Annotated in this window: 13 protein-coding genes; 12 read left to right on the top strand and 1 reads right to left on the bottom strand. The window is 33.2% G+C overall.

Annotation, left to right across the window (positions count from 1 at the left end; genetic code table 11):
* Nucleotides 1-3: 3 nt before the first annotated feature.
* The 8 genes from J7E37_RS18000 to J7E37_RS17965 all read left to right on the top strand — a co-directional run bounded on the left by J7E37_RS18000 (nt 4) and on the right by J7E37_RS17965 (nt 10,666).
* Complete coding sequence (locus J7E37_RS18000; RefSeq protein ID WP_215025957.1) at nt 4-978, top strand: ornithine cyclodeaminase family protein; 975 nt, start codon at nt 4-6, stop codon at nt 976-978.
* A gap of 931 nt (nt 979-1,909) precedes the next feature.
* A complete protein-coding gene (locus tag J7E37_RS17995; protein WP_215025954.1) occupies nt 1,910-3,901 on the top strand; it encodes an ATP-dependent nuclease in 1,992 nt (663 codons plus the stop codon).
* A 9-nt stretch (nt 3,902-3,910) separates the two neighbouring features.
* A complete protein-coding gene (locus J7E37_RS17990) occupies nt 3,911-5,812 on the top strand; it encodes a UvrD-helicase domain-containing protein (RefSeq protein ID WP_215025952.1) in 1,902 nt (633 codons plus the stop codon).
* Between the two features lie 208 nt (nt 5,813-6,020).
* Entirely contained in the window at nt 6,021-6,896 is an 876-nt protein-coding gene (locus J7E37_RS17985) for a nucleoside 2-deoxyribosyltransferase (RefSeq protein WP_215025949.1), read from the top strand.
* A 2-nt stretch (nt 6,897-6,898) separates the two neighbouring features.
* Complete coding sequence (locus J7E37_RS17980) at nt 6,899-7,435, top strand: restriction endonuclease (RefSeq protein ID WP_215025946.1); 537 nt, start codon at nt 6,899-6,901, stop codon at nt 7,433-7,435.
* Nucleotides 7,436-7,638: 203 nt separating this feature from the next.
* Entirely contained in the window at nt 7,639-7,938 is a 300-nt protein-coding gene (locus tag J7E37_RS17975) for a nucleotide pyrophosphohydrolase (protein ID WP_215025943.1), read from the top strand.
* Nucleotides 7,939-7,944: 6 nt separating this feature from the next.
* The gene (locus tag J7E37_RS17970; protein WP_215025940.1) at nt 7,945-9,897 is read left to right on the top strand and encodes a DUF2075 domain-containing protein; all 1,953 of its coding nucleotides are present in this window, start codon (nt 7,945-7,947) and stop codon (nt 9,895-9,897) included.
* Between the two features lie 154 nt (nt 9,898-10,051).
* On the top strand, nt 10,052-10,666 hold the full coding sequence (locus J7E37_RS17965; protein ID WP_215025937.1) for a hypothetical protein: 615 nt from the start codon (nt 10,052-10,054) through the stop codon (nt 10,664-10,666).
* 248 nt (nt 10,667-10,914) lie between these two features.
* On the opposite strand, the gene J7E37_RS17960 is transcribed toward J7E37_RS17965, so the two are convergent.
* Complete coding sequence (locus J7E37_RS17960) at nt 10,915-11,130, bottom strand: hypothetical protein (RefSeq protein ID WP_215025934.1); 216 nt, start codon at nt 11,128-11,130, stop codon at nt 10,915-10,917.
* Nucleotides 11,131-11,262: 132 nt separating this feature from the next.
* Between J7E37_RS17960 and J7E37_RS17955 the strand changes: the two genes are divergently transcribed.
* From J7E37_RS17955 to J7E37_RS17940, 4 genes are all read left to right on the top strand, one after another.
* On the top strand, nt 11,263-14,826 hold the full coding sequence (locus J7E37_RS17955) for a hypothetical protein (protein ID WP_215025931.1): 3,564 nt from the start codon (nt 11,263-11,265) through the stop codon (nt 14,824-14,826).
* 526 nt (nt 14,827-15,352) lie between these two features.
* Complete coding sequence (locus J7E37_RS17950; protein ID WP_215025928.1) at nt 15,353-15,904, top strand: hypothetical protein; 552 nt, start codon at nt 15,353-15,355, stop codon at nt 15,902-15,904.
* 22 nt (nt 15,905-15,926) lie between these two features.
* Nucleotides 15,927-16,127 (top strand): hypothetical protein, encoded by a 201-nt coding sequence (locus J7E37_RS17945; RefSeq protein WP_215025925.1) that lies wholly within the window; start codon nt 15,927-15,929, stop codon nt 16,125-16,127.
* An 858-nt stretch (nt 16,128-16,985) separates the two neighbouring features.
* Entirely contained in the window at nt 16,986-17,507 is a 522-nt protein-coding gene (locus tag J7E37_RS17940; protein WP_215025922.1) for a hypothetical protein, read from the top strand.
* Nucleotides 17,508-17,511: the final 4 nt, after the last annotated feature.

Below are 17,511 nucleotides of genomic sequence, written 5' to 3'. Positions count from 1 at the left end.
TATATGCTTATACTGAACGAACAACTAATCCAATCCATCTATAAAATCGAAGATGCCATTCGCGATGTCGAAAACATGTTGGTGGCCATTCATGAAGGACGTGTTGAAAATCCTCATCGGACGGTACTGAATGTCCCCGAACGCAACGGATCGGTTCTCTATATGCCAAGCTCGGATGGAACATCCATGGCAGCAACCAAAATTGTCTCGATTTTTCCTGATAACAGCTCAGCCGATCTTCCGACCACACAAGGAGCCATTTTACTTACAGAACTACAAACAGGAAAACATATAAGCTTACTGTCCGCTTCCTATCTGACACGATTGAGAACCGGCGCATTAAGTGCCATCTCAGCCCGCCACCTCGCCAGGCCCGACAGCCAAGTGCTGACCGTCATTGGCACAGGAGGTATGGCGTTCGAGCAAGTGCTAGGAATAGTGAACGTTCTGCCGATTCAAGAAATCTATTTAATTAACCGTACGGTTGAAAAGACATATGCATTCGGAGAAAAGCTAAGAGAGGCCGGTGTGACCGCCACTATACAAACCGGCGTAGACCGGAACGAAGCCGTCGCACAGTCCGATGTCATTTGCTGCGCGACCAGGTCTACGGAAGAAGTATTTGATGCTGATTATGTAAAAGCAGGAACCCATATCATCGGTGTAGGCAGTTACTTACCCAAAATGCGTGAAATCCCCTTAGGTGCCATTGAAAAAGCAGCATTGATTTATGCAGATGATTATGATGGCTTGAAAGCAGAAGCTGGAGAATTCATTGATGCAGTGGATCGGGGGAAATGGTTGTTTGATCAGTTATCTGGAACATTAGATGAACTGCATGTGAACCAAGTTGAACGTGGAGTTGAGGATATTACTATATTTAAATCAGTTGGGGCTGCTCATTTTGATTTGGCTGTGGCTAAAGGGGTTTTTGGGAAGGCGGAGGTAGTTAATGTAGGGGAGGAAATTTCTCTGTAGAGTTGCAGGGACACGGGGATGAATCTCATGTCCCTAAAAAACTTATCAAACTTTTGATGGAAAATCATTAAAGTTTATTCTGTGTTTTGAAAAAAATGAAAGTCTCCTAATTTTCAACTATGCCAAAAAATATTAGAATTTCCTGTGATTCTAAATGCGCTGTCCCGATAGTTAACAATACTAATTTTTTAATAGAAGAACCACAAAGCGACTCCATACTCCTGTTTATTTCGGTTCCTGAATGAGACAAGTGAACCGTCCCCTGTGTCTCAGGAAGTGATAAAGAGCCCCAATTTGATGTTGGGGCTTTTTGTCTTTCCGCCAATTAAAATGAAAGTACTTCTTAATAATATGTTTCCGCAGACAACCCATTGTGAAGTTGTTGCTAAGATTTCTTACATAAATATGAGAGCCTTATCCTTTGGTGGATAAGGCTCTTTTAGTAGTGAGAATTAGTATTTTGATTCTCGAAAGATGCGCGAGAACCGTCCCTGAGTCTCATAAAAAAACCTCTATAATAGTAATTCCTACTTTATGTATGGTTAATTATACATACTTCTTTTGTGAGCAGTTTTAATTGTAGATAGTATTATTAATTTCATAACTTGTAATTTTGCGAATTTTTATACCAAAGTGGAATTTATTTTCGACAAATTTTGGTAAAATAGAAGTAAGGTTATCGCTCTTTGCAGAAGATAGTTATAATTTGAAGATGAAATTTGGTGTTACTGAGAGATCCAAGACGGATAAAAAAAGATTTTGGCAATGCCGTAATACCAGAAATGGAGCATCAACCGGACATAACATTGAAACATAAATACAACAAATGTATATAAAGAGTAAGAGATTTGGATTTAGAGTGTCCATGCTTTGTATTTTGTAGGGTGGTAAATAGAATATTAGTATAAATAATAAACTGGAGATGGTTATTATGATAATAAAGAGTCTCAAGATTAAAAACTTCAGATCTTTTGGAGACGCTGAAACTACAATTGATTTATCTAACATAAGTACATTTGTGGGTGGTAATAGTTCTGGTAAGACCGCAGCACTTCAAGCAATTCAAAAACTCTTTGGGCTAACCGCAAGTGAACGTGCTTTAGTGAAGGGCGATTTTCATACTTCCTTTTCGCAAGTTGATTCTACTCGTGAAAGGGATCTATACATAGAGGTACAAATTGACTTCCCAGAATTAAAGAACACGGAAAAACTAGATGGTAAGTTAAGCGTCCCTCCATTTTTTAACCATTTTACAATAAACTCTCCTAATGATTGTCCATACGTAAGAATGAGATTAGTGGGGAAATGGAGTGCTGGTACTACACCTGAAGGGGAAATAGAACAGAAACTTTATTTTATTACTGTCCCCTACGGTGAAGAGGTAAATGAAACTACAATTTCGCCAGTATCTCCACATCAGCGCTCAGTAATTCAAATGATTTATGTACCTGCAATAAGAGAACCATTAACACAATTAAAGAATGCTTCTGGGACTATTCTATGGAGAATCTTAAATAGTATTAAATGGCCAGAGAATATGGACCAACAAATAGAATTAGAAATGAAATCGGTTGATGACTTGTTTGAAAAAACCGAAGGTGTAGGTGAAATAAAAAAAGTAATAGGTGAACATTGGAAGAAATATCATTTCGAAAATCGGTATCAGGATGCAAATATTAAATTTAATAGTACAACATTGGACTCAATATTAAAAAAAATCGAAGTTCAATTTTCTCCTACACAAGAATCTAGTACTTATACGATAGATAAGTTAGGAGATGGATTAAGGTCTTTATTTTACTTATCACTTGTTTCTTCGTTATTAGAAGTAGAACAGCAAATTACAAAAAAAACAACTGCTGCACTAACAATCCTTGCGGTAGAGGAACCAGAGAATCATATTTCACCACATTTATTAGGAAAAGTTGTCGAAAATTTAAAAGAGATTTCACAAAAAAACAATGCACAAGTTTTACTTACATCTCACAGTGAGTCAATAATAAAAAATGTTTCACCAGAGGATATTTCTCATCTTAGAATTGATAAAAAATCAGGTCAAACAATCGCAAAAAAAATCAATCTTCCTAGTAAGAAATCTGATGCATATATGTATATCAAAGAAGCTGTTAAGGCTTTTCCGGAGATATATTTCGCTAAACTTGTTATTTTAGGTGAAGGTGATACAGAAGAAATTATTATCCCTAAACTACTAAAGGTAAAAGAAATTTCATCTTTTGAATCTAGTATATCTATTGTTCCATTAGGGGGGAGACACGTTAATCATATGTGGAAGTTACTCAACCAATTAGATATACCTCATATCACATTATTGGATTTAGACCTTGAAAGAGGTGGAGGAGGATGGGGAAGGATAAAATATGTTCTCCAAGAATTAATCAATAATGGATATAATACTAAGAAATTATTGGTTGTCGATAAAGAAAATGATATAGAGATGACTAAAGATGAGTTTGAAGGAATGCATGAATGGGGTTTAGATAAGGATTCTTTAGAAGCAATGCAAACATGGATAGATATGCTGGAAGGAACAGAATTCAATGTTTTCTTTTCTGCCCCACTAGATATGGATTTTCTTATGCTTGAAAAGTTACCTTCGGCGTATAAGAAAGTAATGAAGGTTGGACCAAGGTTGCCAGATAAATCTGAGATGCCTGATGAATATAGAAAAAAAGTTAACTCTTCTATTCAGGCAACTCTAAAAAGTATTAATGCTATGGGTAAGACATACTCAGTAGAGCAACATGAATTAATGGTATGGTATAACTCCTTATTTTTAGGAAGAGGCAAACCTAGTACTCATATAGAAGCTTTGACCAATATTAGTGAAAACGATCTTTTAAACGAATGTCCCGAAGTTTTGAAAAGGTTAATAGACCGGATTAAGTTAAAAATATTGATGTAGGTGTTTTTTATGATGAAGAAGATAAATTGGCAAGCTTCTGGTGGAATAAGCCTGGAGCATGCAGCCGAATTAGCAGTTAAAAGTAATAGGAATACTTTAGTAGTAGCTGGTCCGGGTGCTGGGAAAACAGAATTACTCGCCCAAAGAGCATCTTATCTATTGGAAACAAAGACTTGTGAAGAACCACGAAAAATCCTTGCAATAAGCTTTAAAGTAGATGCTGCTGATAATTTACAAAAGAGGGTTGAAAAAAGAGTTGGTTCTGAATTGGCGAAGAGATTTGAATCTAGGACATTTGATTCTTTTGCTAAATCCATACTTGATAGATTCAGACTTGCGCTTCCATCAGAATATCAACCATTGTCTGAATATAATTTGATATTTAATGACGGAGAGTTAAAGGACATTGTAAAGGGGTTTGTAACAGAGCAACATCCGACCCATCCTAATTGGCAATATGAGATAAATTTCGGCACCCTTTTCAAAAGATTTACAGAATCTCCTTTACCTTTTTATGAAGGATTTGATGATTTATATAGCTGGGTTGGTCTCCGTTTGTGGAATGTAATGGTTAAAGGCCAAGGCTCATTTCAAAGTTCGTTAACATTCCCAATGATAGCAAGATTAGCAGAATATATTTTGAAAGTGAATCCTATGATTACAACTGCGCTAAGAACAACCTATAGTCACGTATTTTTAGATGAATTTCAAGATACTACTTACATTCAGTACGACTTGTTAAAAAAAGCATTTTTAGGGTCAAGTTCTGTTTTAACAGCAGTTGGAGATGATAAACAGAGAATAATGGGTTGGGCAGGTGCTATGGAAAATTCATTTAAGGAGTTTTCTGCGGACTTTGACTCTGAAACTCACCATCTAATCTTCAATCATCGATCAGCCCCTAGATTAGTTGAAATTCAAAATGTTCTATCACAATCTATTAATACTAACTCAGTGAATGTAAGATGTTCAGATAAGTGGACAAGCGAGGATGGAATATGTGAAGTCTGGACTTTTAGAGATCATGTGCGAGAAGCAAAGCATATCTCAGAGTTCGTAAAATTAAAACTCGAACAGTCAAAACCACGTGAAATTTGTATTTTAGTAAAGCAACAAGAAAGTATATATGCTAAACAAATAATAGAAGAATTAAGTAAATTAGGAATCCAATCACGAGTTGAGAAAGAGTTCCAAGATATTCTTTCAGAAGACTATGTTAATTTGATTGTTGATATATTAAAAATTACACAATTAAAAAGTGCTGCTGATAGTTGGCAATCAGTTATTAGTATTTTAATAGACTTAAAAGGTCTTGATTATAACGAAGAAATAGAGAATATATGGGAAATTGAGTTACAACTTGAAAAATTTATACAAGAACTCAAATATGTAATGAAGAATGTTCCTAATGATATAAAAGAAGTTAAGAACTATATCACCGATTTGTTCGAAAAAATAACACATTTTATTGGATTAGAAAAAATAAAAAACTTCTATGTAAAGTATTCTACGGGTAACTTACTTGAAAAAACTAGGGAAAAGGCAATAGAAAAAATGTGCGAATCCTTTTTAAAACATCAAGAATGGGAAAAAGCAATTCAAGATTTTTTAGGAGAATTCAGTATCCCTATAATGACAATCCATAAAAGTAAGGGGTTGGAGTACGATACTGTCTTCTTTATAGGCTTAGAAGATGATGCATTTTGGAGCTTTAGGAAACAGTCAGAATCAGATATAAGGGCATTCTTTGTCGCCCTATCTAGGGCAAAAAATGAAGTTTATTTTACATTTTGCGAATCGAGAGAAATCAAAAAATTTGGGAGAATGCAGACTGCTAATCAAAATAGAGCCAATATATCCTTCCTATATCAGATGTTAGTGGAGGCACAAGTTGAAACAAAAAATTATTAATTTGGAAAAATATTTTAACATATATAGTAGATAGTGTAGTACAGGGCTATTAAGAAAGATCAGATGTATAACACTATCAAAGACTTATCATAAATGAAGCAAGTGATAAATCATAAATAAATTTATAATTGTTTGTTAGCAATTTGTTACTTTAACTACAGAAAGCGTTAAATAGTAAAAATAAATTATTATTAGGAGAGATGTATTGATGAGAGCTTTTATAAGCTGGAATTCTGATCAAAGTAAAAATCATGTAGCTTCCATAAGGGGGGTTTTGAAAAAAAACAACATTAAAACTGTTGATATTTTTGATATTCCACAGAGCGAAACAATGAACAACTTCTTGGAAGACAGAATAGCAAAATCGGATTTGTTCATTTCTATTATAGATAATTTTTCACCAAACTCTTTTTATGAAATTGGAATTGCAAAAGGTTTAAACAAGCCTATTTTTATAGTCATATCAAAAGACTTGAAAATTCACCCCAATTTTCTATATGACTTTTTATATGTCAGAGTTAGTGAGAATGAGAGCGAAATAATAGAATTTCCATTGAATCAATTTATAAGTAACTGCACAAAAAATAAGAGAAGAAGTCAAACTAAAAATAAAAAAAAGGATATAAAACTGCCTATTTCATCAGACCTACAACAAACAGTATTGAGATCCACAGGTACAGGGGAAGAAATTACAGAATATTTGATGAATATATTTGAACTAAATAATATAACAGTAAAAACTGTGTCTCAAAACAAAGGAGTAGATTTTGTATTATGGATTGACGAAATGAATGAGATACTAGGAAATATATTAATGATTGAGGTTAAGATAGGAAATATAACCAAGGAAATGCTCAATAATAGTGAGAGTGAATTGCAAACAATTCTTAGAAATACAAATAATAAAGTTGGTTTATTGCTTTACCTTGATAGAATTGGAAGACGTTTTGATATAGGGAATTCTCTAGATCCATTAATTATTAGGATGGATATTGAGGATTTTATAAAGGAAATTGGAGATAAAAGCATTAGTGATGTTATTTTTAATTGCAGAGATTTAATTGCACATGGAAAGGAGGAATAATTGTGGCCTCTTATTCCCGAACTAGAATAAGTAATTTTTTCTCTATAAGTGATAATGCACAAACTATGGTAGAGAAGGGTAAATGTCTTGAAGACTTAGCATGCTATATTTTTGGGAAAATACCGGGAATATCGATTGCTAAAAGAAATCGAATGAATACATTTAATACTGAGGAAATAGATGTTGCACTATGGAATGACCAATCTAAAAAGGGATTGTATTTTTTACAGAATATTATATTAATAGAATGTAAAAATTGGAGTAATGCAGTTTCAAGTAATGAAGTGAGTTGGTTTGCCCATAAACTTGAAAGTAGGGGGTTGGATTTTGGCATACTGATTGCGGTAAATGGTATAACAGGTAATAGTGAAGATTTTACAAGGGCTAACAGTATAATTGCTCATCATCTTGTAAAAGGTAGAAAGATAATAATCATAAATAGAAATGAGATTGAGCAACTTGATAATACAGACAATCTATCTTTGTTAATAAAAGAAAAGTTGTGTGAACTTGCTGTAGCGGGAATTATTTTCCAATAATAATACTTTTTATTAAATTGATTTGGACACGGGTACGGTTCTTGCGTCTCACCATAAAAAATTTATAAGTGGTCAAATTCTATACAGGGATTTGGCTCTTTTTTTATTCAAGATTATTAACAATACTCTTCTCAAAACATAAAGAATGATAGAATCAAAATAAACATATTACAAATTAAGTAAACCACTGGAGTGAGCACCATATGAACAAAATCCGCCAAATAATCTTAAACTTCCGCGACGAACGCAATTGGAAGCCATACCACAATGAAAAAGACCTAGCTATTTCGATTTCCCTTGAGGCAAACGAGCTGCTTGAAAACTTCCAATGGAAAAACAGCGAGGAAGCGGTCAGGGATTCGAAGCAGAATATAAAAGAGGAAATGGCTGATGTTTTGATTTATCTTGTTCAGTTGGCGGATAAATTGGATATTGATCTGGAAGAGGAAGTTTTGGAGAAGATGAAGAAGAATGCTCTAAAGTATCCCGTGCAGAAGGGGTGAGGGTAGTTGATCGTATATGAGGCTACGAAGGATGAGTTCTTGAAGGATGTTTTTGATGATGAACTAGTAAATAATATTGTCAGCAATTATAACAGCAAGATTGGCCGCATTAATGAGCGTGAGGTTCGGTCTTGGGACAACTCTATGCAGTATATGTATAGGGTGTTGAGTGACAGCGAGATTCCTAAGGATGCTGGCGTTGCAATTGAGTTTAAGATTCCTCACACCTCGAAGCGTGTGGATTTCCTTATCTCCGGTTCCGATCAGGATGCCAAGCAATCGATTGTTATTGTTGAGTTAAAGCAGTGGGAAAGTGTTGAAAAGATTGAGGGCAAAGAGGCAATCGTTAAAACGGTCATCAACAGGGGAGTGCGTGAAACGACTCATCCGTCTTATCAGGCTTGGTCATATGCTGTTTTGATCAAAGACTATAATGAGAATGCGCAAAAAGAGGAAATTCAACTTTATCCGTGTGCATACCTTCATAATTATATAAACCAGGGTGAACAGGATCCGCTGACTGACCCTGTTTATGATTATTATATTGAGGAAGCTCCGGTTTTTGTAAAAGGTGATTCCGGCAAGCTGCGCGATTTTATAAAAAGGTATATCAAACACGGTGATAATAAAGAAATATTATATACGATCGATAAAGGGAGGATTAGGCCGTCTAAATCACTGCAGGATTCATTGAACAGCATGCTCCAGGGTAATAGGGAATTTGTTATGATTGATGACCAGAAAGTCGTTTATGAGACGGCGATGCAACTGGCAAGTGAAGCAGTACGGACAAACACTAAGCAGGTATTAGTGGTTGAAGGCGGTCCGGGTACTGGGAAGTCTGTACTGGCGATTAACTTGTTGGTAGAGGCTACGAATCGTAAATTAGTCGCTCAATATGTCACTAAAAATGCAGCCCCAAGAAACATTTATGCGACCAAGCTAAAGCAAAACTTCCGTAAAGGCCATATTGATAACTTATTTGTTGGATCAGGCAGCTATATCAATGCACCGGCAAATGAATTTGATGTTTTGGTTGTTGATGAAGCCCATCGCCTGAATGAGAAGTCCGGACTTTTCAGCAACCTTGGTGAAAATCAAGTCAAGGAAATTATCAATGCTTCAAAGCTGGCAGTCTTTTTTATCGATGAGCGACAGCGGGTGACTCTGAAGGATATCGGAAGTATCGGCATGATTAGAAAGTTTGCTGGAGAACTTGGAGCAGAAGTGTCGACGGTCAAGCTGGAATCACAGTTCCGCTGCAATGGCTCGGATGGTTATCTGAGCTGGATTGACGACGTGCTGCAGATTCGGGAAACGGCTAACTCGAATTACATCGGTACAAACTATGATTTCCGCATCTATAAAGACCCGAACGAAATGCGCCAGGAAATTCAAAGGCTGAACAAAAAGAATAATAAGTCGCGGATGGTGGCCGGCTATTGCTGGAATTGGATCAAGGAAGGAAAGTCCAACACCAATTTCCATGATATTGAGTTACCGGAACACAAGTTTAGCATGAGCTGGAATCTCGATAACTCTGCAACATGGGCAATTGACGAAAAATCAGTAAATGAAATCGGCTGCATTCACACCTGCCAGGGACTAGAGTTTGATTATGTGGGTGTTGTTATAGGAGACGACCTCGTATTTAATGATGGAGAAGTAATCACCGATTATACCAAACGCGCTAAAACTGACAACTCATTAAAAGGCTTGAAGAAAATGCTCAAGGAGAAACCAGAAGAAGCTAAACAGCTTGCTGATGAGATTATCCGTAATACTTATCGGACATTGATGACCCGTGGACAGAAGGGCTGCTTTGTTTATTGTACGGATAAGGAGTTAGAGGGTTATTTTATCGAACGGGTTAAGGATATTCAGCAGAGCTATGAGGAGAATGAGTTTTTTAGGGAGATGCCCAGGGTTGCTGAGGATAAAGAGGAATATAGAAATTAGTTAGACTTTAGATTAGTTTTTAATAGCCTAAGGCTCTTTAGAGTATTCCTCTAGAGAGTCTTTTTTTCTCATAAGTAGTTTAAATTTATTGAAATAAATTACATTTATTGAAACAAATTCATTTTTCAAACGTAAAGTAGCTAGGAGGTTGTCTATGAATATCTCATTAGTTACTACACTTTTAATTCCAATATTTATTCCATTTATATCAATTTATGTAGCTTCTATAATTACAAAAAAACAGAATGAGAAGGAAATGGTGAAAAGTCAGCAAACTCAACGTATTAAATTGCTTACTTTACTAAAGAAGGAAGCTGAAATGTACAAGGATTATCGACTCACTAACAATATGCATAGGTCTAAAGAATTTCTTAGTACAAATCTAATTATTAGTAGCCCTGTATTTAACGTAGAAGAACATGCTGAGTTGATAGAACTAGCTTTAGAAATGGAAAGAATAAATCAAAACCTTGATATTGTACTTAATACTTCAACGGCTCTTCATTCTGCAATTCTAGGTGGTTATCTAAGTAATCTGTCAACTGGGAATCCATTAATGACCCTTGCTAATTCTAAGCTAATGAAATTGATAAATGGTAAGACTCAAGTAGAGAAAGTTGCAGCAGGACTAGAAGTTATGTATAAAAAATCCATCGAAGAATCTACAAAGGAATCATTACCAATAATCAATAAAATTATCCTGGAAACAGACAGGCTGTTGAAATTAGAGTTTGCAAAGCCAAAAAGATCCTATGGTAGAAATGATTAATTGGTAAAATACAGTAAATATCCAGGGGTATATAAAAATATTGGACTAAATTCAGGTTCTCCGAAGAAGTCAGTGTAGATAATTTTGTGGGAAAACAGCAATACCGTCTCGGTGATATACTAAAAATACTATAAGTATTATTAATCTATATTTCTTTTTTTCAAAGAGCCTACGGGATTATGGAGGTTTTCCCAAAGAAGTAGTAAAAGCGGCGAATAATTTCATTAAATGTAGAAATCCTGCCTTCGTCAGATATTTTTCTGAATTCTTGGCACTAAAAAACATGATTGTCCGCTACTATGTTCAAACCAATATTCCCAGTCCGCATTAACTCTTCCTATTAGCTTTCTTAATTGATTTGGACCATCATTCTTTCTGGATTTTATACATGTTTTATCATTTGCATTCAAAGCAGTACAAGCATTATTCATATTTTTACAATTAACGCCTTTATATACTTCCACTACATCAACACCTTCAATATTTTGATATTTTTCTTTGCTCTTAAGTTAATTTTATAACTATTTAAGGATATTAGTACAATTTGGTATAATTGGAATAAATTATTATATCTGTAGTGAAAGGGTTGAGTTTAGTTGGAAGGTAGTTATATAGACGAAAAAATAGTTGAGTTTTTAGAAGAATATAAATTTCAGGATTTAGTAATTGCTATTTTTTGTATTTTATCTTGGAGAGATAATAGGTCAGTTTTGAAAACATCATTAACTTTAAATCAAAGTCTTTCACTTTATAAAAGAGAAGGCACAAAAAGTATTAGAAATTACAAAGAGTTAACACATTTCTACGAGAAATTAAAAAAATATTTTCCAGTTACAGTTTTTGATGACTTAACTGTTAATGACTTTGGAGAAGTAAAAATCAGAGCTAATAATAATGTATACCCAATTCTAATAGGCAATGGTTATGAGTTCACTTATGAGGTTACACAATTTGCAATAGAAACTTCACAAACCCAAATATTAAAAGATGCTCTTGAGTATTCAAAACATATGATAGAGGAACTGCAAGAATCTAACATTTCTAAATATGAAAACCCGGAAATAGCATTTGATTTACCAAGTGAACAATATTTTATTTCTGTTAAGGAGTATATACTTAATTTAAATTTAAACAGATATTCAAAAGAGTTTATTAAATGCCTTCTTACAGATACGTCAACAATAGAAAAAGCACATTTTATAAGAAAAGATAATAATGTTTACCCATTATTTAATGCCTCTTTAATGGTGGATGTTTATCATCATTTAGTAAAATCTTTAGATACAGTTAGTCTTGAAAGTAAAGTGCAAACCACCATATATAAAATATTAAGGAATAACTTCAATTTTTTTAATTCTAAGAATCCCAATATTATATTTCCTGTTCAAATTTTAAATAATAATGTAAAAGACCAAATGTATTTTACATTTATCGCACCAGTAGAGAATGGTTTGATAATAGTCTTCAACAAAGAAGCTTTTCCAAATCATATAATAAAACGGGACCTAAAAAAGATACACGAACTACATCAAATGGGTGAGTTAATCCTGGCTGAAATAACTAGAGGTAAGGGACTTGCAATAAAAGTGCCGAAAGAATGGAATATTTATACAATAGGTTATGATAATTACACAGATGTTACTGAAGTCAAGTTTGAAGGAATTGACCACCTCGACTATACCTATATGTCAGCATTGGATTTATTATTAATTTTAAATAACATAGAAAACTTTAGTGAGTTAGCCGAATTTCTTGAGTGGAATAAAAATAATGAAGAAATGTCGTCAATATATACATTATCAGGCACCTCTGGATTGTATCTTTTATTTAACGATATGAAGGGAGTAATTTCAGAAGGGGCTATTAATTTTAATATGATAAATGTTTCTTATGAGTTTCCAAGTAGCCACACATATGAGATTTTTAGTAACGAGTATAACAATTACCCATATTACTGCAAATCTGAAATGTTTGAACATCCACATCAATGGAAAATCAGGGAAATGGACTTTGGGTTTAAGGGCTATGCAAATAAATCAGAATATGGATTTTTCGGGTATGGAAAACAAATAACTAAAAAAGGTTTTATTTTTTTCACACATAATGCGAGCTTTGTTAGTTCACAAGAACTGGAAGAAAATTTTTACGAAAAAATAAGGACTTTAGATGAACTAAATCAGCGAATGATCGAAAGATATCAGGAATTATTAGAACAAATTGAACCTTTTAATAGTACTTGTCTACAATTATTATTTATGCCATATAATTATGCAAAATATAAAGTCAGAGGATTTCAATTTAACTCTAACAATAAGTATGTATTTGGTGATTGCAACCACTCTCATTTGGATCATATTGTTTGTAGGTTTACTGTTAATATTGATCAGTTGTTTGAAGACATTATATATGCCAATGATAGAAGTGTGGAAAACCAATACTTTATAGAATTGTTAAGTATATTTGAAGAGGTTCTAAGCAGTAAAAAGGAACTGTTATATAAAGCCATAAGAACTGATAACTCAAGAAAGAAAACAATAGATATTTTTGCTGCAACAATTGATTATTATTATAATCCAAATGTTTTTTATTCAATGCCAAAAGAGAAAGCCTTTAAGTTGGTCAGAAAGAATATAGCTGTAATCTGCAAGGAAAGTGGAATAGAGCCTGGTACTTATGAAAAGCAAGAGGCAAAAAACATAGTTAGAAGGATGCAGGTTGCTCTTGTACAAAGTTTTGAGGAAAAGATAAAAGGTTTTTCCCAAGACGAACTTCATAAGGAAGCACTAGCTCATTACTCTTATTTGTTACACGAACGTCAAGTATCACAAATGAGATATTCAAATTTTACGAATTTAGACCAGGATTTACTGGATGAATTCAGAGAAAAAACGATTGAAACTCGTGAAGCTGCGAAAAAAAATATCCGTTCAGTACAATATTTAATTGAATCCAATTTTGCAGTTAATAGGGAAAATGTTGAAAAAGACGTAGATAAAGAGGATTATGAGTATTTATTGGCATATGCTGATTGGTTAGTAGTATTACAAGACAATTCAGACGTAGCTCATTTTGAAATGGACTCTGCTGTGATAGAGATATCTTCTCTTTATAATGTGAATACAATTTTAAGTGAAGAGGTTCAGGTCCAGAGTAACGAACTAGTAAAAAGGAAGTATAATTCACCTGATTATCCAATAAAGGGTGATATGACAGATAAGGAATTTTTATTAAAGGTTTCTGATGCGTTCCAGGAGGATATGGGATTCTCTCTTGCACTATTTTTTGATGTTTTGACCTATCTAAAGTTTGATATCGCATTTACAGGAATAGAAGATAATGTAGCTAATAATGTAATTTCTGTAAAAAAAGAAGATATATTGGCTGGAATATTTGAATTAAGTGATGATATCTCAGTAGAGGAAGTAATGAAGATACTAGATTATTTAACTATCAAAGAAGAAAAGTTAAAAATGTATAATGGAATACCAACAGATTTATTACCTATATGGGAGAGAGAAAGACGAGAAAATAGATTTGACCAGAAACCACTTGTTTTAAGGAATAATTCTTATCTATATTCTCCTTCAGTTCTTCACTCTTTACATTTGCTATGGATGCACGGCTTACCTAATTTTTATCCACCCTTTGAAATAGGCATGGATAAAACATTAGAAGTATTGGACAAGTGGAAAAAAAGGTATGAAGATTTAATGGTACAGGATTTAAGTGATATCTTTCGAACACTTGGTGTTAATAATGTCTTTTCAGAAATAGAACTTTATAAATTGGATAAAAAGGGGAACCATCCAAGAAATTTAGGTGATTATGATTTATTAGTAATAGATGATAAAAATAAGGTTATCTGGAACTTAGAAAGTAAAGTCTTGCAAAAAGTCGGTTCTGTTTTTGAGGATGCAATGCAGCAAAGAAGTTTCTTTGAAAAGCATAAATTTGATGAAAAGTTTCAAAGAAGAATAACTTATCTTGAAGAAAATTATAAAAAATTGTTAAAGTCCTTAATGCTAGAGATAAATGATAAGTATGAGATTCGCTCTTATATGGTTACTAATAAGGTTTTTACATCAAGAAAGAAGAAGGTGAAATTTCCTATAGTATCCTTCTCTGAAATCAAAGAGAAGTTAGAGAAGTGCTATGGTTAACACGGAGACGTAGGGACGGTTCTCTTGTCCCATACGGGAGTCGAAATAAAAGCTTGTAGAATCTTAATTGCCATATTAATAAAGGGAAGTTAATTACTGTCCCTTTAAATTTAGTAAGACCGAAACATGCAAGTGGGGTTTTTTATCTGATTAATAATCAAGAAGCATGGGTTTTCGGGACACAAGAACCGTCCCTGTGTCACTTTAGGCATATTTGTAAAATTGAAAGCATAAAGGTTTTTATCGATCCAGTAGCTATTGAAAAGTGTGGGCAAGTTCAACGTATGAATTAGTAGATGATAATGATTTTATTGATACCCTTGTTAAAAGTATGTAAGATAAAACCTTCAATAACAAGCTCTCTTTATAAAGAGGGCTTGTTGCATTTCAATGGATGTATATTGTTTAAACAAACGGGAATTTTATCATTACCACATGATTTGTAAATAAAATCATATTGTTTGTAAATAAATTATTTACAATTCGAGTGAGATGATTTACAATGATTGCATAAGGAGTGCAACATATGACTAGTTACAACAATATTAAAAAAACTACATTGAGGGGAGCGAAGGTTAGAAAGGTTTTAAAATTTTTACAAAGTTATCAGCGGGTTTTTGGGGAGCCAAACTTTCCGATAAAAGATATTTCCGATGATCTTAAAAGTGAAAAGAGAAAAATGGAAGTGTCATTTTATGGAGTTAATTTGGCTGTTGAAAAAGTTAATAACTATGTAGAAAAGGTATTTCAGAGAGTACAATATGGTAAAAAGGAATTTAATAAGAAAATCTTTTCAGGGGCAAAAGTAGTAAACGTTTTAGAATTTGTTGATTTCGAGATGGATCATGTTCAAAGGAATATTGCCTTACTAAAAGATAAGTATGATGGTTTAATTTCAAATTCAGAAAATGTTGAAATATTTTTGGAGTTTTGGGAATTACAGTTAGATACATTTTCAAATATGAAGAAAATAATAATTATTGGACTTACTCAAGAAAAACTAGAAAGTGAAGATGAAGATATTTGGTTAGGTGTGAAGCCATTAATTTTTGATTTAGATGAAGAAGATGATGATTAAAAATATTGGAGGATTGGTATTTATGAAAGGTAAAGTTTATAACGAAAAAACAGGAAAATGGATTTCAGGTGGGGCTCTCCAACAGCATATAATAAAAGAAAATGGAGGCTGGGAGCAGCATCATCGCAAAGTTATAGAACAAACTACTGAGGAAGTATATGTTAAAATCATGACTGGAATGGATAATGAGGTAAGAAGAAAGTCCTTAAGAAGGGTAAAGTAGCAAGTAATAGGAGTCATTGCGTTAATGAAAGCATGTTGGTATTTTTATCTACTATGTCTCTATATAAAATTAAGGTTTCTTATATAAAATAAGCGTTCCTTAAATGAAATTAATTTTCCTAATCCGAAGGTTCTTCCGGTACTTCTCCCGGCGGATCTTCGGTTTTTTAATGCAATAATCTGGGGAGATCCTATCGAAATCCAATCCCATTTTCAATCAAAATTCAATCCATATCCAGTCGCTTTTGTCTATTCTGTTGTTCCTCTATAGCGGTGCCCATTCCAGGTACACCACCGTAAATTGCTTTATCAAAAGACCAATCTAATGCCTTCATCATTGAGTCGTGTGTTAAAGCTTTTGTTTTACACAATTCAACTCACCTTTCTCCCCTAGATATATGGTAATATTATACTATAAAACTAAGTTTGGAATTTAAAGTTTTTGGATAAAATCAAGGTTTTAAACTACTAAAATAATTTAAAGACAGGTGTCCTATGGAGAGAAGAAGACCAACAATACAAAACAAAGCCGAAATCCCCGTAAATATTCTCAAAGGAGAAGAATTAATCGCTGAATGTCCGAGTATACAGGTGGCGGCAAAATTCTTCTAAAAAGAAACGTTTCTAAACGTTTCAATTGGTCTGCAATTAATAAGGGGATATGGTATGGTGATTCGTATTCTAAAGATGGAGATACTTATTTTTTTACAACAGATAAAGAAGCAATTAAAATTTAATAAAAAACAGTGAAATTCCCAAACTATAATTTATTGTAAAAAGGAGGTCGTTAGTCATAAACTTTTTGTATAGATTATTTCTTACTTTCAACGCTACATCAATAATAATTGTAATATTTCTTGTGAAAGAACAAGCAGCAATACAATGGGATAATAAGCTATCCTTTGTACCGGATTTTTTTTCGTATATCCTCTATTTTTGTTTACCAATAATTTTTACTCAGATAAGTCTTCTTTTAGCTAATTTATTATCTAAGGATAGTTTGGAGAAAACCGAAAGAAATATAAAAAAAGAAAATGGCCAAATACAAACTATTAAAATGTCTAAAGTAATTGAAGTGGAGCAAGCAAATAATGCTTTTTTACCAAGTTATTTGGGTTATTTCTTTGTAGCGCTTAGCATAAATTATTTTGAAACCTTGATTTTTATTTTCTTAATATTATTTTTATTTACGTTTTATTCTCAAACCCTCTACTTTAATCCTTTATTTTTGTTGTTTGGATATCACTTCTATTATTTAACTACTGTTAACAAGACAAAAGTTTTTATAATAACTCGAAAATCTCTTAAAAATCCTGATGATATTAACTTGCCAGAATTGAGGAGAATTAATGATTTTACTTTTATTGACTTAGGGAGATGATATA

This window comes from Bacillus sp. ISL-39 (genome assembly GCF_018613295.1).
GTDB lineage: Bacteria > Bacillota > Bacilli > Bacillales > Cytobacillaceae > Mesobacillus.
Note: the sequence above shows the minus strand (reverse complement) of the source record. Positions and strands in the feature narration are given on the sequence as shown.